This window comes from Actinosynnema sp. NPDC050436 (assembly GCF_040655415.1).
Classification (GTDB): Bacteria; Actinomycetota; Actinomycetes; order Mycobacteriales; family Pseudonocardiaceae; genus Actinosynnema.
The window spans coordinates 99614-124523 of sequence record NZ_JBFAJV010000011.1; the positions used below are offsets into that span (position 1 = coordinate 99614).

The 24910-nt window shown below is 73.5% G+C and carries 30 protein-coding genes and 1 tRNA gene; 20 read left to right on the top strand and 11 right to left on the bottom strand.

All coding sequences use genetic code 11. The annotated features are described in order from the left end of the window. Nucleotides 1–160: 160 nt before the first annotated feature. Complete coding sequence (locus AB0I60_RS25350; protein WP_360733551.1) at nt 161–1693, bottom strand: diguanylate cyclase; 1533 nt, start codon at nt 1691–1693, stop codon at nt 161–163. A gap of 100 nt (nt 1694–1793) precedes the next feature. Continuing rightward, nucleotides 1794–2426: a 5,6-dimethylbenzimidazole synthase gene (bluB, locus tag AB0I60_RS25355; RefSeq protein ID WP_360733552.1), complete on the bottom strand. Its 633-nt coding sequence runs from the start codon at nt 2424–2426 to the stop codon at nt 1794–1796. Nucleotides 2427–2510: 84 nt separating this feature from the next. Between bluB and AB0I60_RS25360 the strand changes: the two genes are divergently transcribed. Beyond that, nucleotides 2511–2834, top strand: coding sequence for a hypothetical protein (locus AB0I60_RS25360; protein WP_360733553.1), 324 nt, complete (start codon nt 2511–2513; stop codon nt 2832–2834). On the opposite strand, the gene rpsR is transcribed toward AB0I60_RS25360, so the two are convergent. The 4 genes from rpsR to rpmB are packed head-to-tail and all read right to left on the bottom strand — an operon-like array spanning nt 2782 to nt 3727. Continuing rightward, nucleotides 2782–3015 carry a 30S ribosomal protein S18 gene (gene rpsR / locus AB0I60_RS25365; protein ID WP_360733554.1) on the bottom strand — a complete coding sequence of 78 codons (234 nt, stop codon included), beginning with the start codon at nt 3013–3015 and terminating at the stop codon, nt 2782–2784. The two genes, AB0I60_RS25360 and rpsR, sit on opposite strands and share 53 nt — an antisense overlap. A 9-nt stretch (nt 3016–3024) precedes the next feature. Beyond that, nucleotides 3025–3321, bottom strand: coding sequence for a 30S ribosomal protein S14 (gene rpsN / locus AB0I60_RS25370; RefSeq protein WP_360733556.1), 297 nt, complete (start codon nt 3319–3321; stop codon nt 3025–3027). Next, a complete protein-coding gene (gene rpmG / locus AB0I60_RS25375; RefSeq protein ID WP_360733557.1) occupies nt 3321–3488 on the bottom strand; it encodes a 50S ribosomal protein L33 in 168 nt (55 codons plus the stop codon). The genes rpsN and rpmG overlap by 1 nt, the downstream gene beginning before the upstream one ends. After that, the gene (gene rpmB / locus AB0I60_RS25380; protein WP_360733559.1) at nt 3488–3727 is read right to left on the bottom strand and encodes a 50S ribosomal protein L28; all 240 of its coding nucleotides are present in this window, start codon (nt 3725–3727) and stop codon (nt 3488–3490) included. The genes rpmG and rpmB overlap by 1 nt, the downstream gene beginning before the upstream one ends. 50 nt (nt 3728–3777) lie before the next feature. Between rpmB and AB0I60_RS25385 the strand changes: the two genes are divergently transcribed. Then, nucleotides 3778–4830 carry a GTP-binding protein gene (locus AB0I60_RS25385; RefSeq protein WP_360733561.1) on the top strand — a complete coding sequence of 351 codons (1053 nt, stop codon included), beginning with the start codon at nt 3778–3780 and terminating at the stop codon, nt 4828–4830. A gap of 9 nt (nt 4831–4839) precedes the next feature. On the opposite strand, the gene AB0I60_RS25390 is transcribed toward AB0I60_RS25385, so the two are convergent. Beyond that, nucleotides 4840–5487: a histidine phosphatase family protein gene (locus AB0I60_RS25390; protein ID WP_360733563.1), complete on the bottom strand. Its 648-nt coding sequence runs from the start codon at nt 5485–5487 to the stop codon at nt 4840–4842. A gap of 55 nt (nt 5488–5542) precedes the next feature. Between AB0I60_RS25390 and AB0I60_RS25395 the strand changes: the two genes are divergently transcribed. The 12 genes from AB0I60_RS25395 to AB0I60_RS25450 all read left to right on the top strand — a co-directional run bounded on the left by AB0I60_RS25395 (nt 5543) and on the right by AB0I60_RS25450 (nt 16164). Next, on the top strand, nt 5543–5863 hold the full coding sequence (locus AB0I60_RS25395; protein ID WP_360733565.1) for an EthD family reductase: 321 nt from the start codon (nt 5543–5545) through the stop codon (nt 5861–5863). Beyond that, a complete protein-coding gene (locus AB0I60_RS25400; RefSeq protein ID WP_360733567.1) occupies nt 5860–6684 on the top strand; it encodes a 3-hydroxyacyl-CoA dehydrogenase family protein in 825 nt (274 codons plus the stop codon). The genes AB0I60_RS25395 and AB0I60_RS25400 overlap by 4 nt, the downstream gene beginning before the upstream one ends. Nucleotides 6685–6694: 10 nt before the next feature. Then, complete coding sequence (locus tag AB0I60_RS25405) at nt 6695–7828, top strand: GNAT family N-acetyltransferase (RefSeq protein ID WP_360733568.1); 1134 nt, start codon at nt 6695–6697, stop codon at nt 7826–7828. Between the two features lie 69 nt (nt 7829–7897). After that, entirely contained in the window at nt 7898–8506 is a 609-nt protein-coding gene (locus tag AB0I60_RS25410) for a trimeric intracellular cation channel family protein (protein ID WP_360733570.1), read from the top strand. 52 nt (nt 8507–8558) lie between these two features. Next, on the top strand, nt 8559–9248 hold the full coding sequence (locus AB0I60_RS25415) for a response regulator transcription factor (protein WP_360733572.1): 690 nt from the start codon (nt 8559–8561) through the stop codon (nt 9246–9248). Next, on the top strand, nt 9245–10624 hold the full coding sequence (locus tag AB0I60_RS25420) for a HAMP domain-containing sensor histidine kinase (protein WP_360733574.1): 1380 nt from the start codon (nt 9245–9247) through the stop codon (nt 10622–10624). Before AB0I60_RS25415 ends, AB0I60_RS25420 begins: the two co-directional genes overlap by 4 nt. A 53-nt stretch (nt 10625–10677) precedes the next feature. Continuing rightward, entirely contained in the window at nt 10678–11532 is an 855-nt protein-coding gene (locus AB0I60_RS25425) for a GNAT family N-acetyltransferase (protein ID WP_360733575.1), read from the top strand. 143 nt (nt 11533–11675) lie between these two features. Continuing rightward, nucleotides 11676–12476: a DeoR/GlpR family DNA-binding transcription regulator gene (locus tag AB0I60_RS25430; RefSeq protein ID WP_360733577.1), complete on the top strand. Its 801-nt coding sequence runs from the start codon at nt 11676–11678 to the stop codon at nt 12474–12476. Then, nucleotides 12473–13558, top strand: coding sequence for a galactose-1-phosphate uridylyltransferase (gene galT, locus AB0I60_RS25435; protein ID WP_360733579.1), 1086 nt, complete (start codon nt 12473–12475; stop codon nt 13556–13558). The genes AB0I60_RS25430 and galT overlap by 4 nt, the downstream gene beginning before the upstream one ends. Nucleotides 13559–13652: 94 nt before the next feature. Continuing rightward, a complete protein-coding gene (locus AB0I60_RS25440; RefSeq protein ID WP_360733580.1) occupies nt 13653–15191 on the top strand; it encodes a trypsin-like peptidase domain-containing protein in 1539 nt (512 codons plus the stop codon). 284 nt (nt 15192–15475) lie between these two features. Next, nucleotides 15476–15976: a molybdenum cofactor biosynthesis protein B gene (locus AB0I60_RS25445; protein WP_015098113.1), complete on the top strand. Its 501-nt coding sequence runs from the start codon at nt 15476–15478 to the stop codon at nt 15974–15976. Beyond that, complete coding sequence (locus AB0I60_RS25450; RefSeq protein WP_360733582.1) at nt 15973–16164, top strand: hypothetical protein; 192 nt, start codon at nt 15973–15975, stop codon at nt 16162–16164. The genes AB0I60_RS25445 and AB0I60_RS25450 overlap by 4 nt, the downstream gene beginning before the upstream one ends. Nucleotides 16165–16346: 182 nt before the next feature. Here AB0I60_RS25450 and mscL read toward each other — a convergent pair whose 3' ends face one another. Continuing rightward, nucleotides 16347–16745, bottom strand: coding sequence for a large conductance mechanosensitive channel protein MscL (gene mscL / locus AB0I60_RS25455; protein WP_360733854.1), 399 nt, complete (start codon nt 16743–16745; stop codon nt 16347–16349). Between the two features lie 241 nt (nt 16746–16986). Between mscL and AB0I60_RS25460 the strand changes: the two genes are divergently transcribed. Beyond that, nucleotides 16987–19179, top strand: a complete 2193-nt coding sequence (locus AB0I60_RS25460; RefSeq protein ID WP_360733583.1) for a tetratricopeptide repeat protein — start codon at nt 16987–16989, stop codon at nt 19177–19179. A gap of 247 nt (nt 19180–19426) precedes the next feature. Here the strand turns inward: AB0I60_RS25460 and AB0I60_RS25465 are convergent, their stop codons facing one another. From AB0I60_RS25465 to AB0I60_RS25475, 3 genes are all read right to left on the bottom strand, one after another. Then, nucleotides 19427–19936 (bottom strand): SAF domain-containing protein, encoded by a 510-nt coding sequence (locus AB0I60_RS25465; RefSeq protein WP_360733584.1) that lies wholly within the window; start codon nt 19934–19936, stop codon nt 19427–19429. A gap of 88 nt (nt 19937–20024) precedes the next feature. Next, nucleotides 20025–20366, bottom strand: coding sequence for an FmdB family zinc ribbon protein (locus AB0I60_RS25470; protein ID WP_360733585.1), 342 nt, complete (start codon nt 20364–20366; stop codon nt 20025–20027). Between the two features lie 105 nt (nt 20367–20471). Further along, nucleotides 20472–21038: a 5-formyltetrahydrofolate cyclo-ligase gene (locus tag AB0I60_RS25475; protein WP_360733586.1), complete on the bottom strand. Its 567-nt coding sequence runs from the start codon at nt 21036–21038 to the stop codon at nt 20472–20474. Between the two features lie 38 nt (nt 21039–21076). Here AB0I60_RS25475 and AB0I60_RS25480 point away from each other — a divergent pair, with 38 nt between their 5' ends. From AB0I60_RS25480 to AB0I60_RS25500, 5 genes are all read left to right on the top strand, one after another. Further along, nucleotides 21077–21958, top strand: a complete 882-nt coding sequence (locus AB0I60_RS25480; protein ID WP_360733587.1) for a UTP--glucose-1-phosphate uridylyltransferase — start codon at nt 21077–21079, stop codon at nt 21956–21958. Between the two features lie 14 nt (nt 21959–21972). Next, a complete protein-coding gene (gene glp, locus AB0I60_RS25485) occupies nt 21973–23196 on the top strand; it encodes a gephyrin-like molybdotransferase Glp (RefSeq protein ID WP_360733589.1) in 1224 nt (407 codons plus the stop codon). A gap of 84 nt (nt 23197–23280) precedes the next feature. Continuing rightward, entirely contained in the window at nt 23281–23943 is a 663-nt protein-coding gene (locus AB0I60_RS25490; RefSeq protein ID WP_360733590.1) for a GNAT family protein, read from the top strand. Nucleotides 23944–24101: 158 nt separating this feature from the next. Further along, the gene (glpR, locus tag AB0I60_RS25495; RefSeq protein WP_360733592.1) at nt 24102–24764 is read left to right on the top strand and encodes a gephyrin-like molybdotransferase receptor GlpR; all 663 of its coding nucleotides are present in this window, start codon (nt 24102–24104) and stop codon (nt 24762–24764) included. A gap of 72 nt (nt 24765–24836) precedes the next feature. Further along, a tRNA-Ala gene (locus AB0I60_RS25500) sits at nt 24837–24909 on the top strand. Nucleotide 24910: the final 1 nt, after the last annotated feature.

The window sequence follows — 24910 nt, forward strand, 5'->3', positions numbered from 1 at the left end:
CGCCATTGTGGTGACTCGCCGCAACTATTTCACCGTTATGCACCGTGGTCGTTGAAGTGGCTCCCCGCCGCCACCTCCTCACGACCACGGGCGGTGGTGACGCGGCCGTCCGGCGGGCGGTGCCGGTGCGTCGTTCGACGGGCGGTGGTGCCGGCGTCGGTCAGCCGCCGCCGACCGTTTCCGACACCTCCACCGCCGGTTCCACCTCGACCCGGTTGCGGCCGTGCCGCTTGGCCCGGTAGAGCGCCATGTCGGCGGCGGCGAAGAGCTGGTCGAGCTTGGCCGGCCCGGCCGCCACGCCGATGCTCACCGTCGGCCGCCGCACGGTGCCCAGCACCATGGTCCAGTCGTGCCCGTCGACCGCCGCGCGGATCCGCTCCGCCACGGTCGGGCCCACGTCCTGCCCGGAGACACCGGACACGCCGGAGACGCCGGGAGCACCGGAACCCCCGGCGGCACCCGGCCCGCCGGGCGCACCGCCGGAGTCGCCGAGCAGCACCACGAACTCGTCGCCCGCCCACCGCGCCACCAGGTCGTCCGCCCGGCACTCCCGGCGCAGCAACTGGGCGATCTCGCGCAGCGCCGCGTCCCCGGCCGCGTGCCCGGCGTCATCGTTCACGCCCTTGAACCAGTCCACGTCGACCAGCACCAGCCACGGCACCCGGCCGCGCGCGGCGGTGCTCTCCAGCAGGGCCGCCGCGGCGCGCTCCAGCCCGAGCCGGTTCGCCAGGCCGGTCAACGGGTCGCGCGCGGCGGCCTCCTGCGCCGCCACCGCCAGCCGCTGCGCCTGCACCGCCACCCGGCGCTGCTCCAGCGCCTGCGCCAGTCCTTCCTGGAGGGTCTCGGTGGCCGTCCGGCCCGCCGCGACCGAGCAGCGCAGCGCCGCCGACTCGCCCACCGGGTCGTTCATCCGGGCGCAGATGTCGGCCAGGTCCAGTGAGAACCGCAGCAGCAGGGACGTGTCGTTGATGGCCTCGGCGGCGGCCACCGCGCGGCTGGCCAGCGTGCGCGCCCCGGCCAGCTCGCCCTGGTCCCGGCGCACGACCGCCAGCACCCAGTCGGCCACCGCCTGCGCCCACCGGTCGTCGGACGCGGTGGCCTGGCGCAGCGTCTCGGTCGCCACCTCCTCGGCGGCGGCCAGGTCGCCGACGCCGGCCAGGGACCGGCTGTACGCGCCCATCAGGGCCAGCCGCATCTGCGGGTCGCGCGCGAGTTCCAGCCCCTCCCGCAGGTGGTCGCGGGCCTCGGCGAAGATGGCCGGCGCGAGTTCCGGCGGGGACGAGATGGCGCGGAAGTTCAGCGTGCCGCCCAGCCCCTGGAGGCTGTGGCCGAGCACCTCGGGGACGTCGGCCCGGCGCGCGACCTGGACGGACAGCCGGAGCATGTCCACTGCGGCCCGCCGGTTGCCGATGCCCTCCAGCAGGTAGGCCAGCGCGTGCATGGCCTGCGCGGCGGCGGGGCTGTCGGCGTGCTCGGCGTCCAGGTCGGTCCAGCCCTCGGCGGCGAGCTCCAGCGCGAGCGGGATGCGGCCCAGCCGCCAGGCCAGCTTGGCCCGGTTGACCAGCACCGCCGAGCGCACCCAGCGGTCCGCGCCCGGTGGGGTCCGGCTCACCACCTGGTCGAACAGGGTGTTCGCCTCCGCCAGGCGACCGGCGTTCAGCAACGCCTTGACCTCGAGGTCCTGTCGGGGCACCGCTACCAGCGGATCTCGCTGCTCCACTCGTGCTGACACTCCATTCCGACTCGGCGGACGGGTACGCGGGCCCGCCCGCCAGCGGCACGGCCCCCACAGGCTACCGGGACGGACGCCGCGTGTACCGCTCCTGGTGCAGCACGTCTTCGAGCGGGATCCGGTTGCGCCAGCCGTGGCGCTCCAGGTCGGGGGTGTCGGGGAGGGCGTCGACGGGGCCGACGCACAGCCACGCCACCGGCCGCACGGCGGAGGGGATGTCGAGCAGCCGGCGCAGCACGTCCTCGCGGTAGAAGCTGACCCAGCCGACGCCCAGCCCCTCGGCGGTGGCGGCGAGCCACAGGTTCTCGATCGCCAGGCACACCGAGTACAGGCCCGCGTCGGCGATCGCGTGCCGGCCCAGCACGGCCGGCGCACCCCGGTCCGGGTCGTAGGTGACGACCACGCCCAGCGTGGACTCCAGGATGCCCTCGACCTTGATCCGGGCGAACGTCCCGGCGCGCTCGGCGTCCAACCCGGAGGCGAACACGCTGCGCTCGGCCAGCACGTGGTCGCGGAACGCGCGCCGGGTGTGCTCGTCGCGCACCAGGACGAAGTCCCACGGCTGGGACAGCCCGACGCTCGGGGCCGCGTGCGCCGCGGCGAGCACCCGGCGCAGCACGTCGTCCGGGATGGGGGCACCGGTGAACTCGCCCCGGGTGTCCCGGCGGCGGTGCAGCACGTCGTAGAAACTCATTCGGAGGATCGTGCCTCACGCGATCCGGTGAACTCCGCCGAGATGCGGTGGCGTCCGTCTCAACCGGGCGTTGAATGGTCCGCCATGCCGAGGATCGGAACCGCACCGGGGTCCGCGCTGGGTTTCGCCGGCGGCGTCGCCGCGACCGTCCTGGCGGGCCGCTGGCCGCCGGCGGCGCTCGTCCTGCTGGCCCTGGTGGTCCTGGTGGTGTCGCTGGTGACGACGCCGCTCGGCGCGGCGCTCACCGCCGTGCAGTGCTGGGGCCTGTACGGCAGCTTCGTGGTGTCCTCGGCGGGTTCCCTGGTGCTGGACTGGCCCGCGCTGGCGGTGCTGGCGGCGGCCGGCACCGCCTCGCTCAGCGGGCTTGCGCGGGGTAGGGCAGCAGGGCCATCTCCCGCGCGTTCTTGATCGCCGAGGCGACCCGGCGCTGCTGCTGCGGCGTCAGCCCGGTCACCCGGCGGGAGCGGATCTTGCCCCGGTCGGAGATGAACTTGCGCAGCAGCGCGGCGTCCTTCCAGTCCACTGTGGTCACGCCCTCCCTGCGCAGGAGGTTGGCGCGGCGCTTGGGCGTGCGTTCGGCCTTCGGCACGTGCTCCCCCTACCAGCTCGACTTGCGGACGCCGGGCAGCTCGCCGTTGTGGGCCAGTTCCCGCAGCCGGAGGCGGGACAGCCCGAACGCGCGGAAGTAGGCGCGTGGCCGACCGTCCACCGCGTCCCGGTTGCGCAGCCGGGTGGGGCTCGCGTCGCGGGGGAGGCGTTGCAGGGCGCGCTGCGCCTCGGCGCGGTTCACGGGGTCGGTGCGGATGACCTCCTTCAGCTCGGCGCGGCGCTCGGCGTGGCGGGCGACGACCTCGCGCCGCTGCCGGTCCTTGGCGATCTTGGACTTCTTGGCCATCAGCGCTCCTCGCGGTAGTCGACGTGCCGGCGGACCACGGGGTCGAACTTGCGCAGCACCAGGCGGTCCGGGTCGTTGCGGCGGTTCTTGCGGGTCACGTAGGTGTGGCCGGTGCCCGCCGTGGAGCGCAGCTTGATGACGGGGCGCACGTCGTTCGCCTTGCCCATCAGACCTTCTCCCCCCGGGCGCGCAGCTCGGCGACCACGGCCTCGACGCCCCGGCGGTCGACGGTCTTGATGCCCTTGGTGGACAGGGTGAGGACGACGAACCGGCGCTCGCTCGGCAGCCAGTACCGCCGTCGCTGGGTGTTGGGCAGCCAGCGGCGGGACGTGCGGCGGTGCGAGTGCGAGACGCGCTTGCCGTAGCCGGGGGATCGGCCGGTGAGCCGGCAGTGGCGTGCGGACAAGGTCAGCTCCTTTTTTGAAACGACAACCGTTTTCATCTACTGTAACCCACATGGAAACCGTTGTCGTTCTGGTGGCGGGCGGGCAGGGCGTCGCCGAGGAGCTGTGGCAGGCGTCGCCGGGCTCCGTGCTGGTCCGCCACGACCTGCGGGACCTGGGGCAGGGCGTCGTCCGGCGCTGGGTGGACGGCGCGCTCGCCGTCCTGGAACTCGCCCACGGGTGCGTGTCCTGCACGGTCCGGCTCGACCTCGTGCCGCTGCTGCGGTCGTTGCGCGGGCGCGTGGTCGTGGACCTCGACCCGGCGCTGGAACCCGAGGCGGTCTGCCGGGCCCTCGCGCCGCACGGGATCGGGGTGGCGGCCGTGGTGACCGCGATCGACCCGGCCACCTGGCTGGCCGACGTCTCCGGTGACGTGACGCTGGGCGAGCGCGGCAGCGGCGTGCCCGACGACGACCGGACCGTGGCCCAGGTCGTCGTCGGCCAGGCCGAGTCCGCCGACCTGCTGGTGGTGCGCGGGCCGCGCGATCCCGTGGTGGAGGCCGTGCTCGACCGGCTCGCGCCCGGCGTGCCCCGGGTCTCCCGGGTCGACGGGGTGCTGCCGGCCCGGCCGGACCGGCGACCCGGGCACGCGTTCGGGCCGTTGCTGCGCGGACGCCCGCCGCTGGAGGCCGACGGCGGTGTCGCGGTGGTGCACTTCGCGGAACGGCGGCCGTTCCACCCGATGCGGCTGCACGACGCGGTGGACGTGCTGCTCGACGGCGTGGTGCGGGCCCGGGGGCGCCTTTGGGTGGTGAGCCAACCCGACACCGCGCTGTGGTTGGAGTCCGCCGGCGGCGGCCTGCACGTCGGCGCGGCCGGTCCGTGGCTCGCGGCGCTGGACGACTGGTCCGGGGTGGACGGTGAGCGGCGGGCCCGCGCCGCCGTCGACTGGCACCCCCGGTTCGGCGACCGCGCCCAGGAGCTGGTGGTGATCACCCACCGCGCGTCGCCCGACGAGATCGCGGCCCGGCTGCGCGCCGCGCTCGTCACCGACGAGGAGCTGGACCTGGCCGACGAGCTGGACTTCGCCGACCCGTTCGCCGAGTGGCACGAGCTGGGGCTCTGAGGCGCGGCGCTAGACGCCCTGGGTGTCGCCGTCCGGGGAGTCGCGCCACTGGTCGAACGGGCGGTCCAGGTGCCAGCGGGTGCCGTCGAACGCGAGCACGCGGTGCTCGCACGTGCGGAGGTTGGACAGCGACTCGAACAGCTCGATGCTCCACCCGAACAGCCGGCGGCACAGCAGGCGGATGGTCAGCCCGTGCGACACGACCAGGGCCGTCGACGGGTGCTCGGCGTGGGACATCCGGGTTTCCAGGTCGGTCAGGAACGCGGCCAGCCGGTCGTCCACGTCCGCGCCGGACTCGCCGTTGGGCAGCCGGAAGAAGAAGTGGCCGAACGCGTGCCGCTGGTGCTTGAGCACCTCCTGCTGGACGGGGTCCTGGAGGTTGCCCCAGTCCTGCTCGCGCAGCCGGGGCTCGGCGACGACCCGTTCGGCCCGCGCGCCGAGGTCGAGCGCCCGCAACGTGGCCCGCGTGCGCACGTAGGGGCTGACGTACACCGCCACCGGCCGCCCTTCGAGCAGGGCTTTCACCCGGGGACCGGCCTCGGCCGCCTCCTGTTCGCCGCGCGGGGTGAGCGGGAGGGCGTGGTCGGGTACCCGGCAGTACGCCAGCTCGTCGATGTTGCCCAGGCTCTGCCCGTGGCGCAGCAGGATGATCCGCACCCCGCCATCGTGCCGGTGTTACAGTCCGGCGGCGAAACCGGACGGAAGGTGTCACATGATCAAGTACATCGCGCTGTACCGGAAACCCGAGGACCCCGACGCGTTCGACGAGGCGTACTTCGCCTCCCACCTGCCGATCGCCGCCAAGACCCCCGGCCTGCTCAGGGCCGAGGTCGCCAAGGTGTCCCGGGTGTTCGTGCCCGGCTTCCTCGGCGAGCACGAGCCGCACCTGGTGGCCGAGCTGTACTTCGAGTCCGAGCAGGCACTCAAAGCCGCCTTCGCCTCCCCCGAGTGGCAGGCCGCCGGCGCGAACCTCAACGAGATCGGCGGCCTCGACCTGGTCGCCATGTTCGCGGCGGAGGTCGTCGAGGGATGATCGCGGTGGTGATCGGCGGCGGCACCATGGGCGCGGGCATCGCGCACCTGCTGCTCGCGGGCGGGCACCGCGTGGTGCTGGCCGAGTCCGGCGCGCAGCGGGTCGCCGCCGCCCGGCAGGCCGTGGAGAAGTCGCTCGCGGTCGCGGTCGAGCGCGGCAAGCTCGACCGCGACCCCGAGGAGCTGCTGGGTGAGCTGACCGTCGTCGGGCAACTGGCCGACGTGCCCGCCGACCTGGTGGTCGAGGCCGTGCCCGAGGACGTCGAGCTGAAGCGCCGCGTCCTGGCCGCCGCCGCAAGCGCTTGCCCCGACGCCGTGCTGGCGTCCAACACCTCCTCCCTCTCGATCTCCGCGCTGGCCGAGGGCCTGCCCGCCGAGCGGGTGCTCGGGATGCACTTCTTCAACCCCGTGCCGGTGCAGAAGCTGGTCGAACTCGTCCACCACGACCGGCTGGACCCCGCCGTGCTCGCCCGCGCCCGCACGTGGGCCGAGCAGCTCGGCAAGACCGTGATCGAGGTCCGCGACACCCCCGGCTTCGCCACCTCGCGCCTGGGCGTCGCGGTGGGCATGGAGGCGATCCGGATGCTCCAGGAGGGCGTCGCCTCGGCCGAGGACGTCGACACCGGGATGCGCCTGGGCTACGGCTGGCCGATGGGCCCGCTGCGGCTGACCGACCTGGTCGGCCTGGACGTCCGGCTCGCCATCGCCGAGCACCTGGCCGCCGAGCTGGGTCCCCGCTTCGAGCCGCCCGCGCTGCTGCGCGAGAAGGTGGCCCTCGGCGAGCTGGGTCGCAAGACCGGCCGGGGGTTCTTCACCTGGTAAGCAGGACGGCGTGCTGATCAGGGAGCAGACCGACCACGACGCCGACGAGGTCCGCAGGCTGCGCAAGGTCGCGTTCGGCGGCACCGCCGAGGGCAACCCGCTGCGCCCCGGCCTGCGGGGCCTCGTCGCCGAACTCGACGGCCACCCGGCCGGGACGCTGGTCGTCCACGAGTTCCACCAGTACTACGGCGGCGCGCCGGTGCCCATGGGCGGCATCGGCGGCGTCGCCGTGGACCCGCACGCGCGCGGCCGGGGCGTCGCCACCGCCCTGCTGGAGCGGGCACTGGCCGACCTGCGCGAGCACGGGCAGCCGCTGTCCGTGCTCTACGCCACGGTCCCCTCGCTCTACCGCTCCCGGGGCTGGGAGCGGGCCGGCGTGTTCGAGGTGGTCGACTTCGCCCTCGACCGGCTCGCGGCCGGCCCCAGGCTGCCCGCGCGGCCGGTCGGCGAGGCCGACCTGCCCGGCCTGCACGCCTGCTACAACGACCTGGCGTCCACCGTGGACGGCCTGCTCGACCGGTCCCGGCCCGCGATTGACGTCGCCGACGTGCGCGGGCTCGACATCGCCTCGCTGGTGCCCGGCCACGACGGTGAGGTGCGCGGGTACCTGACCGCCGAGCGCGACCGCGACGGACTGCGGGTGCTCGACCTGGTCGGCCGGGACGCCGAGACCCAGCTCGGCCTGCTCGGCGGCCTCGCGTCCTGGGGCGGCGCGCTGGACCGGCTGTCGCTGCGGGTGGTCGACCCGGCCGTGACCGGGCTGCTCACCAACCAGGGCATCCGCTACACCACCACGACCTCCCAGTGGCTGCTGCGGGTGGTCGACCTGCCCGCCGCCGTCGCCGCGCGCGGCTGGCCGGCCGCGCGGTGGCTCCGGCCCGCCGCCGTCGACCTCGACGTCGAGGACGAGCACGCCCCGTGGCACGCGGGCCGGCACCGGCTGGTCGTGGAGGACGGGTCGGTGCGCGTCGAGCGGGGCGGCTCGGGCGCGGTGCGGGTGCGCGCGCGGGCGCTCGGCCCGTGGTTCAGCGGGATGCAGGACAGCCACGCGCTGCGCCGCGCTGGCCTCCTGGACGGTGACGCCGCCCTCCTCGACCGGCTGACCGGCGTGCCGGGCGTGCCCCGGTTGGCCGACTTCTTCTAGCCTGCCTGGCGTGACCACCGCCGGCACCCCGCAGCGCCCGGCCGCCGAGCGACCGGCGGGGGCCGGGCCGTGCTGACCGTCCTGGACCTGATCGGCATCGCCGCGTTCGCGGCCTCGGGGGCGCTGGCGGCGGTGCGCGCCCGGCTCGACCTGTTCGGCGTGATCGTGCTGGCGCTGACCACGGCGCTGGGCGGCGGGACCATCCGGGACGTGCTGCTCGGAGTGCACCCGCCGACAGCGCTGGTGGACTGGCCGTACCTGGCGGTCGCGGCGGGCACCGGCCTGGTCGTCTTCTGGTTTCACCCGACGGTGTCGAAACTTCGCCGGGCCGTGGTGCTGCTGGACGCGATCGGGCTCGGCGTGTTCGTGACCGCCGGCACGTCCACCGCGCTCGCCCTGGGCGCACCCCCGTACGCCGCGTGCCTGGTCGGCATGACGACCGGCATCGGCGGCGGTGCGCTGCGGGACGTGCTGCTGCGGGAGATCCCGCTCGTGCTGCGCCGCGAGATCTACGCCCTCGCGGCGCTGGGCGGCGCGGTGATCGTCGCGGTCGGTGACCGGCTGGGGTTCCCCGAAGGGCCCGTCACGCTGATCGGCGCGGTCCTGATCGCGGGCGTGCGGATACTGGCACTGTGGCGGAAGTGGAACGCCCCGATCGCCCGGAAACTTGACGGCTAGCTCACACCGCCTTCTCAGGCGGCTCTCAGGACCAGGAGCAACACTGATCCCCATGCGCATCCTCGTTGTCGACGACGACCGGGCCGTGCGTGAGTCGCTTCGCCGCTCACTGCAGTTCAACGGCTACCAGGTGGACCTGGCCGGCGACGGCCAGCAGGCCCTCGAATCGGTCGTCTCGCAACGTCCCGACGCCATGGTCCTCGACGTCATGATGCCCAGGCTGGACGGGCTGGAGGTGTGCCGGCGGCTGCGCAGCACCGGCGACGACCTGCCCATCCTGGTGCTGACCGCGCGGGACGCGGTGTCCGACCGGGTGTCCGGGCTGGACGCCGGCGCGGACGACTACCTGCCCAAGCCGTTCGCGCTGGAGGAGCTGCTGGCCCGGCTGCGCGCGCTGCTGCGCCGCGCCGTCAGCGATGCCGACGAGCCCTCCGGCGCGGTGCTCCGGTTCGCCGACCTGGAGCTGGACCCCGGCACCCGGGACGTCCGCCGGGGCGACCGCCCGATCAGCCTCACCCGCACCGAGTTCGCCCTGCTGGAGCTGTTCCTGGCGCACCCCAAGCAGGTGCTGACCCGGGGCCGCATCCTGGAGGACGTCTGGGGCTACGACTTCCCGACCTCCGGCAACGCGCTGGAGGTCTACGTGGGCTACCTGCGCCGCAAGACCGAGGCGGAGGGCGAGTCCCGGCTGCTGCACACCGTCCGGGGCGTCGGCTACGTGCTGCGGGAGACCCCTCCGTGATCAACACCGCCAACGGGCGGTTCCAGCGCGTCTCCCTGCGGGCCCGGGTCACCCTCCTGGCGGCGTTCTGCGTCGCCGGCGTGGTCGGCGTGGTGTCGCTGGGCGCGTACATGACCGTCAGCACCAACCTCGACGACCAGCTCAACCTGGGCCTGCGGCAGCGCGCGGACGCCGCCGTCAACGCGCCGAGGGTGAACACCGACGTCACCCAGATCCCCGGCGCGTTCCTCGCGGCGGGCGACGTGCGGATCGGCCTGCTCACCGACGACGGCAAGATGCTCTACCCGCAGGGCACCGTCGCGCCGCCGTCGTCGTCGGGCGACCTGGAGGTGGCGCGCGGCCAGCGGACCGAGAACCTGTGGAACGACACGCGCAGCGGGTTCCGGGTGATCTCGGTGCAGTACGAGGACGGCCGGGCGATGGTGATCGCCCAGTCGATGAAGCCGCTGGAGACCACCCTGGGCAAGCTGTCCGTGGTGCTGTTCGTGATCAGCGGCATCGGCGTGCTGGTCGCGGCGGCGGCGGGCACGGCGGTCGCGCGGACCGGGCTGCGGCCCGTGCAGCGGCTGACCGAGGCCACCGAGCGGGTGGCGATGACCGGCGACCTGCGCCCGATCCCGGTGACCGGCGACGACGAGCTGGCCCGGCTCACCCAGCGGTTCAACGCGATGCTCGGCGCGGTCGCGGACTCCCAGGAGCGGCAGCGCAGGCTGGTCGCCGACGCGGGCCACGAGCTGCGCACCCCGTTGACGTCCATGCGCACCAACCTCGAGCTGCTGCTCGCCTCCGAGCGCCCCGACCTGCCGACGCTGTCCGAACAGGACAAGGCGGAGATCAACGCCGACGTGCGGGCGCAGCTCGACGAGCTGACCACGCTGATCGGCGACCTGGTCGAACTGGCCCGCGAGGACGCTCCGCAGGTGGTGCACGAGCCCGTGGACCTGGTCGAGGTCGTGGAGCGGGCGCTGGACCGGGCCCGTCGCCGGGCGCCCGGCGACGTGCGGTTCGACGTGCGGTTGCAGCCGTGGTCGCTGCTCGGCGACTCCAGCGCGCTGGAGCGCGCGGTGCTCAACCTGCTGGACAACGCGGTGAAGTTCAGCCCGGCGGACGGCGTGGTGCGGCTGGAGCTGCGGCAGGTGGGCGACGGCAGCGTGGCGCTGGAGGTCGCGGACTCCGGCCCCGGCATCGCCGACGACGACCTGCCGCACGTCTTCGAGCGCTTCTACCGCTCGTCGGAGGCCCGCACCCTGCCCGGGTCGGGACTGGGCCTGGCGATCGTCAAGCAGGCGGCGGAACGCCACGGCGGCGCGGCCTACGCGGGCCGTGCGCCCGAGGGCGGCGCGCTGTTCACCCTCCGCCTCCCCGGCCGCCCCTAGCGCCGGCGGAACCCGGTCGACGGCACCGGCGGTTCGCGGCAGGATCCCGTTGCATGGCAGCGATTTTCCACGACGACATCCACGAGTTCTGGCGGCTGGCCCGCCCGCTCTACGAGACCGACCCGGTGCGCAACAGCTTCGCCCTCGCGTTCGTGGCCGCCGCGTGCGCCGCGCCGGAGCCCGGGAGCCGGGCCCTGCGCGGGTTCACCCTCCACGACGGCGACGAGGTGGTCGGCGCCGCGTTCCGCAACCCGGACCGGCCGGCGCACATCAGCGGCATCCCGTCCGAGCGCATCGGCGAGGTCGCGTCCCTCTGGCACGCGGCCGAACCGGGGCTCGCCGGCGTGTGCGGCCCGCGCTCGGCCGCCGACGCGTTCGCGGCCGAGTGGCTGCGCAGGAGCGGCCGGTCCAGCCGGGACGTGGTCAACCTCGGCTACTACCGGCTCGGGGAACTCGTGCCGCCGGTCGGCGTGCCCGGCGCGTCGCGGGTCGCGGACCGGTCCGACCTGCCGCTGCTGACCGGGTACTGGCAGGGCTTCCAGCGGGACACCGGCTCCTGGCCCGGCAGCGGCGTGGACGAGCTGCGGGACGACGTGCTGCGCTGGCTCGACCTCGGCTACGGCTTCCTGCTGTGGGAGGTGGCGGGGGAACCGGTGGCGCTCGCCGTGGTCCGGGGGCCGGTCGGCCGGGTGAGCCGCGTCGCCGTGGTCTACACGCCGCCGGAGGTGCGCGGTCGCGGGTACGGCTCGGCCGCCACGACGGCGGCCGTCCGGTGGGCGGTCGGGGCCGGCGCGGAGCACGTGGTGCTCAACACCGACCTGCACAACGCGACGTCCAACGCCCTGTACCGGCGCCTCGGCTTCCAGCCGGAGGAACCGAGCGTCGAGCTGGCGTTCACCGGGCCGTAGCGGTCTTCTGCCGGCGGTACGACGATGACTTAGAATAAACAAAGTCGCACAACGTACCGCCGGTAGCGTTGTTCGGTTTTGTTCGAATGTGGTGACCTTGGCCGCGTGGGCGGCCGGGCCGGGTTGGTCGGGAGAGGTGGGACGTGCTGGCGCGGCAGCGGCAAGCGGTGATCCTGGAAGAGGTCCGGCGGACCGGCGCGGTGCGCGTGAGCGACCTCGTGGTGCGGCTGGGCGTCTCGGACATGACCGTGCGCCGCGACCTCGACGTGCTGGCCGCCCGGGGCCTGGTGGACAAGGTCTACGGCGGTGCCACGACCGCGATCGGCCGCAGCACCGACGAACCCGGGTTCGAGGCCAAGTCGGTGCGCCAACTGCCGGAGAAGGAGGCCATCGCCGAGCGGGCCGCCCGGCTGGTCCGGCCCGGCACCGCGATCGGCCTGTCCGCCGGCACCACGACGTGGACGCTCGCCCGGTTCCTGGACGACGTCCCCGACCTGACCGTGGTCACCAACTCCACCAGGGTCGCCGACGTGCTCCAGCAGGGCGGGCGCACCGACCGCACGGTCGTGCTGACCGGCGGCGTGCGCACCCCGTCCGACGCGCTCGTCGGGCCGGTCGCCGTGCAGGCCCTGCGCACCCTGCACCTGGACGTGGTGTTCCTGGGGGTGCACGGCATGGCCGAGCGCTCCGGCTTCACCACACCCAACCTCGACGAGAGCGAGACCGACCGCGCCCTGGTCGAGGCGGCGGGCCGGGTCGTCGTGGTCGCCGACCACACCAAGTGGGGCACGGTCGGCATCTCGACCATCGCGGCCCTGGGCGAGGCGGACGTCCTGGTGACCGACGGGGGCCTGGCCGGGCAGGCGCGGGCCGTGCTCGCCGACCAGGTCGGCGAGCTGGTCCTGGCACCCGTGCCGGGACGGGGAGAGGAGGGGTCGGTGTGAGGCGCACGACGGGCGAGCTGGCCGACGGCCGGGAGATCATCTACTTCGACGACACCGACGACGCGCCACCGCGCACGGCGGTGGACACCAGGGACCTGCCGGCGTCGCAGCCCCTGTCCGAGGTGCGCCGGGACCCGCTGACCGGCGAGTGGGTGGCGATGGCGGCCCACCGGCAGACCCGCACCTACAAGCCGCCGGCCGACCTGTGCCCGCTGTGCCCGTCCACTCCGGACAAACCGACCGAGATCCCCGAGCGCGACTACGACGTCGTGGTGTTCGAGAACCGCTTCCCGTCCTTCGCCGAGGACGTGCCGGAACTGCCGTCCACAGTGGACGGTATGCCGATGGTGGCCCGCGCGGCGGGGCGCGGTCGGTGCGAGGTCATGTGCTTCACCTCCGACCACACCACGTCGTTCGGGTCCCTGGCGCCGTCGCGGGTGCGGACCGTCGTGGACGTGTGGGCGGACCGCACCGAGGCGCTGGGTGCGCTGCCGGGCGTGGAGCAGGTGTTCCCGTTCGAGAACCGGGGCGAGGAGATCGGGGTGACGCTGTCCCACCCGCACGGGCAGATCTACGGCTACCCGTTCGTCACGCCGAAGACCGAGCGGATGCTCGCCACCGCCGCCGAGTACCGCGACCGGCACGGGCGGGCCGTGCTGGGCGACGTGCTCGCCGCCGAACGCGCTGCGGGCACCAGGCTCGTGGGCACGTCCGAGCACTGGACCGCGTACGTACCCGCCGCCGCCCGCTGGCCGGTGGAGGTGCACGTGGTGCCGCACCGCCAGGTGCCGGACCTGCCCGCGCTCACCGCCGCCGAACGTGACGACTTCGCGCATCTCTACCTGGAAGTGCTGGGCCGGCTGGACGCCCTCTACCAGCGCCCGCTGCCTTACATCGCGGCGTGGCACCAGGCCCCGGTGCGCACCGGGCGCGACCTGGCGTGGCTGCACCTGGAGGTGTTCTCCGTGCTGCGCGCACCCGACAAGCTCAAGTACCTGGCCGGCTCCGAGTCCGGCATGGGCGTGTGGATCAACGACGCGACACCCGAGCAGATCGCGCAACGGCTCCGCGCCACGTCGTGACCGGTAGTGGTCGTTCACGGCGAAAACACTTCTCACAAGTGATCCCCAGGTCTGTTTAAGGCTCCTCTCAGGCGCACACCCCAGAGTGGTGGACATGACCGAGAACGAGCCGCAGCCGCCGCCGCAGCAGCACCAGCCGCAGCAGCCCAGCCCCTGGGCACGCGACAGCGCCGCGACCGGTCACGAGTACGCCGGTTACCAGCAGCAGGGTGCTGGTCAGCCGGTCACCGGTGGACACGGGGCCGTGCAGGGCGGCCCCGTACCGCCGGGCAGCGCGCAGGGCGTTTCGCAGGGAGACGCCGTGCCGCACGAAGGTGTCGCGGGTGCTCCGCAGGGGAGCCCCACGACACCGGCCGCCGGTGCGCCGAGCGCTTCGCAGGGGAGCGCCGCGCCATCGGACCACGGTGCGCCCGGAGCCGTGCAGGGCGGCTCCGGCGCACCTCACACCGGCTGGGGGAGTGCCCAGCCGGGCGTCCCGGGAGGGCCGGGTGTCCAGCAGGGGACGCCTGGTCCGCCGGGACCCTATTACGCACCGCCCGGATCTCCGACCGCTGCGCCGCCCGGCCGGGCGCGCGGGAAGGTCGTCGCGGGCGTCGCCGCGCTCGTGCTCGCCGTCGGCGGCGTCGCGGGCGGGGTCGGCGGCTACCTCGGCTACCAGGCGGCCGACAGCGCCGGACCGGTCGTCAACGCGCTCAACACCGCCCCGCCCGCCCAGCAGACCGGCAACGCGCCCGACGGCTCCATCGAGCAGGTGGCGCAGCGGGTGCTGCCCACCGTGGTGCAGGTGCAGGTCAACGGCGGTGCCGGGTCGGGTTTCGTGATCAGCTCGGACGGGTTGGTCGTGACCAACAACCACGTGGTCGAGTCCGCCGCCAACGGTGGCGCGATCAAGGTCCAGTTCCAGGACGGCCGGTCGGCGAGCGCCAAGATCGTCGGCCGCGACCCGTCCTCCGACGTCGCGGTGGTGAAGGCGGACGGGGTGTCCGGCCTGGTCACCTCCGAGCTCGGCAACTCCGGCGACCTGAGGATCGGCCAGCAGGTGGTGGCCGTGGGCTCGCCGTTCGACCTCAACGGCACGGTGACCTCCGGCATCGTCAGCTCGTTGAACCGCCCGGTCCGGGCCGGCGGCGAGGGCGGCAGCCAGGCGACCGTGCTCAACGCCATCCAGACCGACGCGGCGATCAACCCGGGCAACTCCGGCGGCCCGCTGGTCAACATGAAGGGCCAGGTCGTCGGGATCAACTCGGCCATCTACAGCCCCAACTCGACCCAGTCGTCGCAGGGCGGCTCGGTGGGCATCGGCTTCGCCATCCCCATCGACCAGGCCCGGCGCACCGCGAAGGAGCTGAGCGAGACCGGCAAGGCGACGCAGACCGTGCTCGGCGTCCAGGTGACCGACGACCGCACGGGCGGCGCGCAGGTCCGCGACGTGACGGCGGGCGGCCCGGCCGACCAGGCGGGGCTCAAGGCCGGTGACGTGATCACCAAGCTCGGCGACCGCCCGATCGACAGCTCGGACGCCGTCGTGGCCGCCGTCCGCTCCCGCGCCCCCGGCGAGAAGGTGCAGCTCACCCTGACCGGTGGCCGCACGGTCGAGGTGACCCTCGGCAGCCAGCCCGTAGAGGTGAAGTAACCCCACGATCCCCCGGCTCGCGTGCCCCGAGCCGGTGTTGAGGCCGCATCCCGGCAGGTCGCCCCTCACCTGCCGGAATGCGGCCTCACTTTCGTGCCCGACTTTCCTGCCCCCGGTCCTGCCCCCCAGGCCGCCCCCTCGAACCCCGTCCACTCCGTCCGGCTCGCGCGGCTGTTGCGTTGACCACGCCCACGGCCTTGCAGCGCAGCAAAAGCGTGCAGCCGGAGGTGTCGGCGCGACGTCCGCGGACCCGCCGGATCCGCCGATTGGCTACGGTGATCCGCATGGAACGCAGCGCGCAACGCCTGGGACGCGCCCTTGTCGTGATCGTGGACGACCGGGTGGCGCACGGTGAGCACGACGACAGCACGGGACCGCTGGTCACCGAGCTGCTGGAGGAAGCTGGATTCATCGTCGACGGCACCGTCGCGGTGGAGGGCGAGGTCGTGGGCATCCGCGCCGCGCTCAACACCGCGGTCATCGGTGGCGTCGACCTGGTGGTCACCGTCGGCGGCACCGGTGTGTCGCCGCGCGATGTCACGCCCGATGCCACGCAGGGCGTGCTGGACCGGCCCATCGCGGGCATCGCCGAGGCCCTGAGGGCTTCGGGGCTGGCCGCCGGCGCGGTCGACGCGGGGATCTCGCGCGGCCTCGTCGGGGTGTCCGGCAGCACCCTCGTGGTGAACCTGGCGGGTTCGCGTTCGGCGGTGCGCGACGGCATGGCGACGCTGTCCGCACTGGTGCCCTACGTCATCGAGCAGCTCTCCGGGCTCGACGAAGCATGACCGGGCCCGTTGACGACGCCGAAGCCGCCGAGGCCGCCGCTGCCGAGCAGGTGGCGAAGGAGACGGCCCGGCGTCGTCGGCTGGCCGAGGTGTTCGGCGAGGCCCTGCCCGAAGCGGCGGACGAGCCGACCGCCCAGGCACGGGACGACCAGTGGTACTGGGAGAACCGGCCGCCCCACCACGAGTAGCCCCGGGAGCCGGCACCGGCTCCCGAGCCGATCGCGCACCGAAGCCGTGCGGCGGTGCCCGCGCATCGACCGCCCGGCTTCGAGGCAATCGCTGCGCTTCGACCACCCGGCCCGGGGCGGTGGCTGCGCATCGGCGGTCGGCCGTGGAGTGGTCGACCGTGGAGTGGTCAGCCGTGAGGTGGTCAGCCGTCGCGCCGCTGCTGGGCGGCGAGCAGGTCGCGGATCTCCTTGAGCAGCTCGACGTCCGTCGGCTCCGAGGGCCCCGGCTCCTTGCCCTTCTCGCGCCGCTCCTTGATCTTGTTCATGGGCAGCACGAAGATGAAGTAGACGACGGCGGCCACGATCACGAAGTTGATCACTGCCGTGATGATCGCGCCGAAGTCCATGATGGTCTTGTCGCTCTCGCCGAGCTGCACCGCGAGCCCGTTGACGTTGTTGCCGCCGAGCAGCGCGACGATCGGGTTGATCATGTTGTTGGTGAACGCGGTGACGATCGCGCCGAACGCCGCGCCGATCACGACGGCGACCGCGAGGTCGATCACGTTCCCGCGCATCAAGAAGTCCTTGAAGCCCTTGATCACGGTCGGTTCCTCCATTCGGGGGGACATTGGGGGCTAGCGGAGGGTAACGGTTCACTCGACTTCCGTGACGCAGCGGGCACGCGTGTCTCCCTTCCCCGGGTGCAACGCCCTGCGTGGAATCCACCCGTCCGTTCGCCTTCCCGCCACCACTCCGGGTGGCCTGCGGACGATGATCGGTCCTGGGCGGCGATCGGCTCGTAGCCTCGGAGCCGTCCAGCGCACGAACAGCCGAGAGACGGCGATGACGGTCCACGACCAGCACGACAAGATCCCGGCCGTACCCGCCGGCCCACCGCAGGGACGGTCCGCCGGTCCGCTGAACAACTCGGTGTCGGCCACCTGGGTTTCGGGTGCGGTGGTGCAGGCCGGTTCGGTCACCGGCGGCGTCCACCACCATCACCCCGCCCCCGAGGCGTGGCCGGTCCCCCGGCAGTTGCCGCCCGCTCCGCCGGGGTTCGTCGGGCGCACGGGCGAACTGGCCGCGCTCACCGCCGCCGTCGACCGGGCTGCGGGCGGGGGGACGCTGGTGATCTCGGCGTTGGCCGGGGCGGGCGGGATCGGCAAGACCTGGTTGGCGGTGCACTGGGCGCACCGCAACGTCGACCGGTTCCCCGACGGGCAGCTCTTCGTGGACCTGCGCGGCTTCAGCCCCGCCGGTGACCCGATGCAGTCGACCGAGGCGGTGCGCGGGTTCCTCGACGCCTTCGGGGTCGCCCCGGCCCGCATCCCGGCCGACCCGCACGCCCAGGCCGCGCTGTACCGCAGCCTGCTGGCCGGGCGGCGGATGCTCGTGGTGCTGGACAACGCGGCCACCGCCGCCCAGGTCGTCCCGCTGCTGCCCGGCAACCCCGCGTGCACGGTGGTGGTGACCAGCCGCCGGAGGTTGGCCGGCCTGGTCGCCACGCACGGCGCCCACCCCGTCCACCTCGACTTCCTGGCCGAGGCCGAAGCCCGTCGGCTGTTCGCCACCCGGTTGCCCGAGCGGACCGCCGCCGAGGCCGACGCGGTGGACGACCTGCTCGCGTTCTGCGGCGGCTTCCCGCTGGCCCTCGCGGTCGTCGCCGGGCACGCCCGCGCCTACCCCCGTGCGCCGCTCGCCACCCTGGCCGCCGACCTGCGCGACAACGCCACCCGTCTGGAAGTGCTCGACGGCGACGACCGGGCCACCGGGCTGCCGGCAGTCCTGTCGTGGTCGCACGACGCGCTGACGCCGCAGCAGCGCGAGACCTTCGGCCTGCTCGGAACCGCGCCCGGCCCCGACATCGGCCTGCCGGCCGTCGCCGACCTCACCGGGCTGCCCGCGCACCGGGCCCGGCGGCTGGTGGACGCGCTGGAAGAGGCGTCGCTGCTCGACCACGACGGACACGGCCGGTGGCGGATGCACGACCTCGTCCGCGCCTACGCCGCCACCACCGCCGCCCGGCTGGACGAGGGCGTGCGGCAGCGCGCGACCGGGCGGCTGCTCGACCACTACGCGCACACCGCCCACGCCGCCGCCCACCTCCTCAGCCCCCTCCGCCACCCCGGTCCGCCCGGCACCCGGCCGCACGTCCTGCCGGACGCGCCGGCGGCCTTGGCCTGGTTCGACCGGGAACACGCCAACCTCCTCGCCGCCCACCACGCCGCCACCACCCGAGGCAGCCACCGGACGGCGTGGGAACTGGCCTTCGCCCTCTACACGTTCCACGTGCGGCGCGGGCACCGGCAGGACCTGTTCACCGTGTGGCGGGCCATGGTGGACGCGGCCGACCACCTGCCCGACCCGATCACCCGCATCCGCACCCACCGGTTCATCGCGCACGCCCTGGCCCTGCTCGGCCGGCACGACGAGGCGACCGCGCACCTGCACCGGGCCGCCGAGCTGGCACAGCACCACGACGACCCCGCCCAGCAAGCCCACGCGCTGAACCAACTGGCGCGCGTCCACGCCCACGAGGGCGACCACGCCACCGCCCTGCGCTACGCCCGCCGAGCCCTGCACCTGTACCGCCCCCTTGAACTGTTGGTGTGGGAGGCCACCGCGCTCAACACGGTGGCCCGGTGCGCCGCTCACCTCGGCGAGCACGCCACCGCCCGCGAGCACTGCGAAGCCGCGCTCGGTCACCACCTGCGCCACGGGGACGTCGACGGCGTGGCGGAGAGCCACGAGGTCCTGGGCTACCTCGCCCACCACGCCGGCGACCACCGCGCAGCCGTCGAGCACTACAACCAGTCCCTCGACCTGCGCCGCGACCTGGGCGACACCTCGGCGGGTGCCGACACCCTGGACGGCCTCGGCCACCCACTCACGGCGCTGGGCCACCACGAGCGGGCTTGCGAGGTGTGGAAGGAGGCCGAGGAGCTGTACCGGGCGCAGGGACGTGACGCGGACGCGACACGAGCCCTCCGCCAGCGCGAGCCACAGCCCGAGCACCAGCACCGATCCCGACGCTGAAGCCGACACCAGCACCCGACCCGAAGCGTGATGCCTTCAGGCAAGTCAGCCCCGGTACGGGTCGTCGGCTGCAATCCCGGCCCACCGCTGCGCCTCCCTTCCGCCCGGCCGAAGCCCGGGCGCGGCCGAGACCCGGACCGGGGTCGAGGTCGAGGCCCTGACCGGGACCGCGGTCGGAGGTTGCGGTCGTGATGGCAGGCAGTGGTGGCGGTGGTCGTGGTGGTGTTCGTGGCGGTGGGGTGGTGGGCTAGGAGCGCACTATCACCGTCACGGGTTGGGTCAGGGACTCGGCGGCCACCTTGGTCGCCGCCTCTCGGTTCACCGTCAGGACCACGACCTCACCGTCGCGGACGGCGGCTACGGAGGCTTGTTCGGCCAGCACTTCGGACTCCGCGCCCACCACGTCCACCCGGCTGCCCGTGCGCAGCAGCGTGGCCACGGCGGGGTCGGCCAAGTGGACGGCCACCGACGCCGTGTCCGGGTGGCGGCTCGTCAAACGGGCGTCCGTCAGCGGCTCGCCGGCCCTGGCCGCCGAGAGGAGGGTGCGCCCGGTCGCCTCGGCCTCGGTGACCGGGCCGGCTGGGGATAACTCGGGTGGGGCGTGGATGGTTCTGAGGTCGGCAGCGGTCAGCGGGACGCCGGGAGCCAGGTCGCGCGCGGCCACCACCAGCGGGGTGCCCGGAGGGCTGGGCCAGGCCGCTACCAGCACTGCGAGCAGCGCCATCACCGTCGCCAAGATCTTTCGCAAGAGGTTCACGGGGACGACGGTAGGGATCTTGGCGGAGGGTGGGAAGCAGGAACCCCCGAGTTGTGGATGAACTCGGGGGCCTGTGGACAACTCGGTGCTAGGAGGCTGCTGCCGCCGGGGTTGAGCTGCTCTTCGACGTGGACGACGAAGCCGACGACGAGGTCGACGAAGACGACGACGAAGAGGAGGAGGACGACGTCGAAGAAGACGAGCTGTCGCTCTTCGCCGAGGAAGACTCGCTCTTCGCCGAGGAGGGAGACTTGGCGCGGTTGTCGTTGCGGTAGAAGCCGCTGCCCTTGAAGACCACGCCGACCGCTCCGTAGAGCTTGCGCAGCTTGCCCTCGCACTGCGGGCACTGGGTCAGCGCCGAGTCGGAGAAGGACTGCACCGCTTCGAACCGGTGGTCGCACTCGGTGCAGGCGTACTGGTAGGTAGGCACGGTTCGCCCCTCCACGGGTCCCATGAACTGGCACTCGGCCGTCAAGAGTGCCAACCAAGATGATGCGCCGGCTGGCATACGTGGCGCAAACATCACAGGTCAACGTCACAACGGCAGGTGAATCACACCCGATCCGGGCGTCAACACCGCGTTCAACCGGACGTCGTGCGGTTCCGCCGGCAAAGACGGGACGAACTCCTCGTCCCGCACCAGACCGACCAACGGTCCGGTCGCCATCGGCAGCGACCGGTCGTAGTGCCCGCCACCCTGGCCCAGCCGCACCCCCCGGTGGTCCACCGCCAACGCCGGCACCAGCACCAACGCCGCCGACCCGATCGCCGACGCACCCAACGGCTCCCCGGCCGGCTCGCGCAGCCCGAACGGGCCGGCGCGCAACGCGCCGTCGTACAACGCCCAGTCCAGCGCCGCATCGCCGACCACGATCGGCAGCAGCACCCGGTACCCGCCGGAACGCAGCGCGTCGAGCAGGGCGAGCGACCCCGGCTCGCCCCCGATCGCCAGATATGCGCACACCGTCTGACCAGCGACAACGCCGAACGCGCCAACCGCGCTGAGCGCCTCGGACGACAACGGCGCGGGCTCCGCCGTACGCCGAGCGGCCCGAAACCGTGTGCGCAGAGTCGTCTTCTGGTTACGTTGATCGGACGTCATGGCAGGTCACCCTAGGCGCGGCGTTACGCTCGCTCCCCATGAGCGCCTTCCAGACAGCAATCGTGCCCGCTGCGGGATTGGGCACGCGCTTCCTCCCGACCACCAAAGCGGTGCCCAAGGAGCTGCTGCCGGTCGTCGACACCCCCGGGATCGAGCTCGTCGCCGCCGAGGCCGCGCAGGCGGGCGCGACCAAGCTCGTGATCGTCACCTCGCCCGGCAAGGACGCGGTCGCCGAGTACTTCCGGCCGCAGCCCGAACTGGAGCAGACGCTCGAAGCGCGCGGCAAGTCCGACTTGGTCGAGAAGGTCCGGCGCGCGCCCTCCCTGCTGCACGTGGAGACCGCGATCCAGGACAAGGCGCTCGGCCTCGGTCACGCGGTCGGCTGCGCCGAGGGCAACCTGACCGGCGAGGACGAGGCGGTGGCCGTCCTGCTGCCCGACGACCTCGTGCTGCCGACCGGCGTGCTGTCCCGGATGGCCGAGGTGCGCGAGCAGTTCGGCGGGAGCGTGCTGTGCGCGTTCGACATCCCCAAGGACCAGATCTCCGCGTACGGCGTGTTCGACGTCCGCGAGACCTCCGACGACGACGTCAAGCAGGTCGTCGGCATGGTGGAGAAGCCCAAGGCCGAGGACGCCCCGTCCACGTTCGCGGCGGCCGGTCGGTACCTGCTCGACCGCGCGGTGTTCGACGCGCTCAAGCGGATCACGCCCGGCGCGGGCGGCGAGCTCCAGCTCACCGACGCCATCGCGCTGCTGATCGCCGAGGGCCACCCGGTGCACGTCGTCGTCCACCGGGGTGGGCGACACGACCTGGGCAATCCGGGGGGTTTCCTCAAAGCTGCGGTTGACTTCGCACTTGAGCACCCGGACTACGGGCCCGAGCTGGGGGAGTGGTTGCGGGAACGCCTCGGCAACTCCTGAACGAGGGTCAACACATGAGGTCAGTGGACGAGCAGCTCGCCAGGGTGATCGCCGCCGCCGTGCGGCCCGCCCCGGTGCGCGTGGCGATCTCCGAGTCGCAGGGCCTGCTCTGCGCGGAGGAGGTCGTCGCGGAACGCGCCCTGCCCGGTTTCGACCAGGCGGCGGTGGACGGCTACGCGGTGCGCAGCGTGGACGTGCAGGCCGCGAACGACGAACCGGTGCAGCTACCCGTGGTCGGTGAGATCGCCGCCGGGTCGCGCCAGCCCAGACGGCTGCAACCCGGCCAGGCGGTCCGGGTGGCCACGGGAGCGCCGCTGCCGACGCTGGCCGACGCCGTGGTGCCGCTCGGGTTCACCGACGGGCACCCGGCGAAGGTGACCGTGCGACGTCCCGTGCCGTCCGCCGGGTACGTCCGGCGGACGGGCGAGGACGTGCAGACCGGTGACGTCGCGGTGCGCCGTGGCGCGACCATCGGCGCTGCTCAAGTGGGGTTGCTCGCCGCTGTCGGGCGCAACAAGGTACTCGTCCACCCCCGGCCCCGGGTGTCGGTCGTCTCGGTCGGCGAGGAGCTGGTCGACGTCGACCGCACCCCCGGCCAGGGCCAGGTCTACGACGTCAACTCCTACGCCCTGGCCGCCGCCGCGCGGGACGCCGGGGCGGAGGTCAGCCGGGTCGGCATCCAGTCCGCCGACCCGCGCCGGCTGCGCGAGGTGGTCGAGGGCCGGTTGCTGCTGTCCGAGATCGTGGTGATCGCGGGCGGTGTCGGCGGCGTGATCGGCGACGAGGTGCGGGCCGCGCTGGCCGACCTGGGCGACGTCGACCCGACCCGGGTGGCCATGCACCCCGGCTCGGTGCAGGGCTTCGGCCGGCTCGGGCCGGATGCGGTGCCGACGTTCCTGCTGCCCGCGAACCCGATGAGCGCGCTGGTCGTCTTCGAGGTGCTGGTCCGCCCGCTCATCCGGGCCGCGCTGGGCAAGCGCAACCCCTACCGGCGGGCGGTGAGCGCGCGGCTGCTGTCGCCGCTGACGTCGACCAAGGGGCGGCGCGGCTACCTGCGGGGCCAGTTGCTGCGCGACGCGGACAGCGGCGAGTACCTGGTCCAGCCGCTGGGTACGTCCGGGTCGCACCTGCTGGCGTCGCTGGCCGAGGCGAACTGCCTGGTGGTGGTCGACGAGGACGTCACCGACGTCGTGGTGGGGGAGGAAGTGCTGGTCAGCTTCCTCGCCCAGAAGAGTTGACGACGAGGGAGCCGAACCCGGAGCAGGGGTCGTAGGCCAGTGCGCACCCGGTCGCCCCGGGGCGCGGACGTGCAGAGGGGACGGATGGGCGCGGGTCCGGCGTGGGAGGGCGGCAGGCACCCCGGTTGGCCCGCGCGGCTCGGACCGCTGCGGGTGGAGGCCGGCGTCGTCGCGCTGCGCCCGCCGAGGCTGTTCGACGCGACCGCGTGGTCCCGGATCCGGATGCGCGACCGGGAGCACCTGGAGAACTGGGAGCCCACGGCCCCCGACGGCTGGGCCGAGCGCAACGCCGCGATGGCGTGGCCCGCCCAGTGGTCGTCGCTGAAGTCGCTGGCCAGGCGCGGGCAGGCGCTGCCGTTCGTGATCACCGTGGACGGCGACCTGGCCGGGCAGATCACCGTGGGCAACATCGTGCGCGGGTCCCTGCGCTCGGCGTGGGTGGGCTACTGGGTGGCCGCCGACCGGGCGCGCGGCGGGGTCGCCACGGCGGCGCTCGCGCTGGTCGTGGACCACTGCTTCGGCGAGGTCGGGCTGCACCGGCTGGAGGCCACCGTGCGGCCGGAGAACGCGGCCAGCCTGCGGGTGCTGGCCAAGGCCGGCTTCCGGGAGGAGGGGCTGTTCCTGCGCTACCTCGACGTGGCCGGGGACTGGCGGGACCACCTGTGTTTCGCGATGACCTCCGAAGAGGCGTCGCCAGAGGGGCTGGTACGCCGATTGGTCGCACAGGGGCAGGCCCGAACTGCCTGATCATCGGGCCGACCGGCTTAATGGGATCACCCGAAAGTGGGTGATAGACCACACTTTGGTACGTATGCCGGTCGGCGAGCCTCCGACACAGGTGTGACTGTTGTGACTAGCGTGGCGTACGCAGTTCGCGTGCCACGGGGTAGGGGGAGGTGACGGGGATGCCGAGTTCGCTGATCGTCGTGGGACTGGTCGTGGCCTGGTTGGTCGTCCTCGTCCCCATGGTCGTGCGCAAGCGCGCCGATGCGCGGAACAGCATGGAGGAGGAGTACGACGCCATGCCTGGTGCCGAGTTCGACGACGAGTACGAGGAGTTCGCCGACCAGGTCGACGACTACGAGGAGGAGCACGCCCACCGGCCGTACCGGCCCGGTCGCGGCGGCTTCGACCCGGAGACGGCGGCCATCGTGGCGCAGGCGAAGTACGCCTTCCGCCGGCGCGTGGTCGGTGCCCTGCTGCTGGCCGCGCTGGTCACCGGTGTGGTCGCCGGCGTGCTGTACCCGCTCGTGTGGTGGGGGCACGCGGCGCTCGACCTGGCCCTGGTCGGGTACCTGGTGTACCTGCGCCGCCAGGTCCGCATCGAGGAGGACATCCGCGCCCGCCGGCTGGCCCGGCTCGCCCAGGCCCGCCGCCGCCCGGCCGCGCGCCCGGCGGTCGAGCAGGAGGGCGCGGAGGACGAGGACACCGGCCTGGCCCCGCAGCCGCGCTTCCAGCACCACGTCCGCCCCGGCACGGTCGTGGTGGACGCAGACGACGAGGACCCGGTGTTCGTGGAGTTGGACGGCCCGGAAGCGCTGCCGTACCGGCGCGCGTCCGGCGAGTAGAGGGGGGTGGCAAAACCACCCCCCGGCTACTGATATGCTTCTCCCCGCACGACGGGAACGACAACTGAACACGGGGCTGTAGCGCAGTTGGTAGCGCGACTCGTTCGCATCGAGTAGGTCAGGGGTTCGATTCCCCTCAGCTCCAC

Bases quoted from the DNA above. Each gene is read 5' to 3' on its own strand.
- bluB (WP_360733552.1), bottom strand. From the start codon at position 2,426: ATGAGTTTCTACGACGTGCTGCACCGCCGCCGGGACACCCGGGGCGAG.
- AB0I60_RS25360 (WP_360733553.1), top strand. From the start codon at position 2,511: ATGCCGAGGATCGGAACCGCACCGGGGTCCGCGCTGGGTTTCGCCGGC.
- rpsN (WP_360733556.1), bottom strand. From the start codon at position 3,321: ATGGCCAAGAAGTCCAAGATCGCCAAGGACCGGCAGCGGCGCGAGGTC.
- rpmG (WP_360733557.1), bottom strand. From the start codon at position 3,488: ATGGGCAAGGCGAACGACGTGCGCCCCGTCATCAAGCTGCGCTCCACG.
- AB0I60_RS25385 (WP_360733561.1), top strand. From the start codon at position 3,778: ATGGAAACCGTTGTCGTTCTGGTGGCGGGCGGGCAGGGCGTCGCCGAG.
- AB0I60_RS25395 (WP_360733565.1), top strand. From the start codon at position 5,543: ATGATCAAGTACATCGCGCTGTACCGGAAACCCGAGGACCCCGACGCG.
- AB0I60_RS25400 (WP_360733567.1), top strand. From the start codon at position 5,860: ATGATCGCGGTGGTGATCGGCGGCGGCACCATGGGCGCGGGCATCGCG.
- AB0I60_RS25415 (WP_360733572.1), top strand. From the start codon at position 8,559: ATGCGCATCCTCGTTGTCGACGACGACCGGGCCGTGCGTGAGTCGCTT.
- AB0I60_RS25425 (WP_360733575.1), top strand. From the start codon at position 10,678: ATGGCAGCGATTTTCCACGACGACATCCACGAGTTCTGGCGGCTGGCC.
- AB0I60_RS25440 (WP_360733580.1), top strand. From the start codon at position 13,653: ATGACCGAGAACGAGCCGCAGCCGCCGCCGCAGCAGCACCAGCCGCAG.
- AB0I60_RS25445 (WP_015098113.1), top strand. From the start codon at position 15,476: ATGGAACGCAGCGCGCAACGCCTGGGACGCGCCCTTGTCGTGATCGTG.
- AB0I60_RS25450 (WP_360733582.1), top strand. From the start codon at position 15,973: ATGACCGGGCCCGTTGACGACGCCGAAGCCGCCGAGGCCGCCGCTGCC.
- AB0I60_RS25460 (WP_360733583.1), top strand. From the start codon at position 16,987: ATGACGGTCCACGACCAGCACGACAAGATCCCGGCCGTACCCGCCGGC.
- AB0I60_RS25475 (WP_360733586.1), bottom strand. From the start codon at position 21,038: ATGACGTCCGATCAACGTAACCAGAAGACGACTCTGCGCACACGGTTT.
- AB0I60_RS25480 (WP_360733587.1), top strand. From the start codon at position 21,077: ATGAGCGCCTTCCAGACAGCAATCGTGCCCGCTGCGGGATTGGGCACG.
- glp (WP_360733589.1), top strand. From the start codon at position 21,973: ATGAGGTCAGTGGACGAGCAGCTCGCCAGGGTGATCGCCGCCGCCGTG.
- AB0I60_RS25490 (WP_360733590.1), top strand. From the start codon at position 23,281: ATGGGCGCGGGTCCGGCGTGGGAGGGCGGCAGGCACCCCGGTTGGCCC.
- glpR (WP_360733592.1), top strand. From the start codon at position 24,102: ATGCCGAGTTCGCTGATCGTCGTGGGACTGGTCGTGGCCTGGTTGGTC.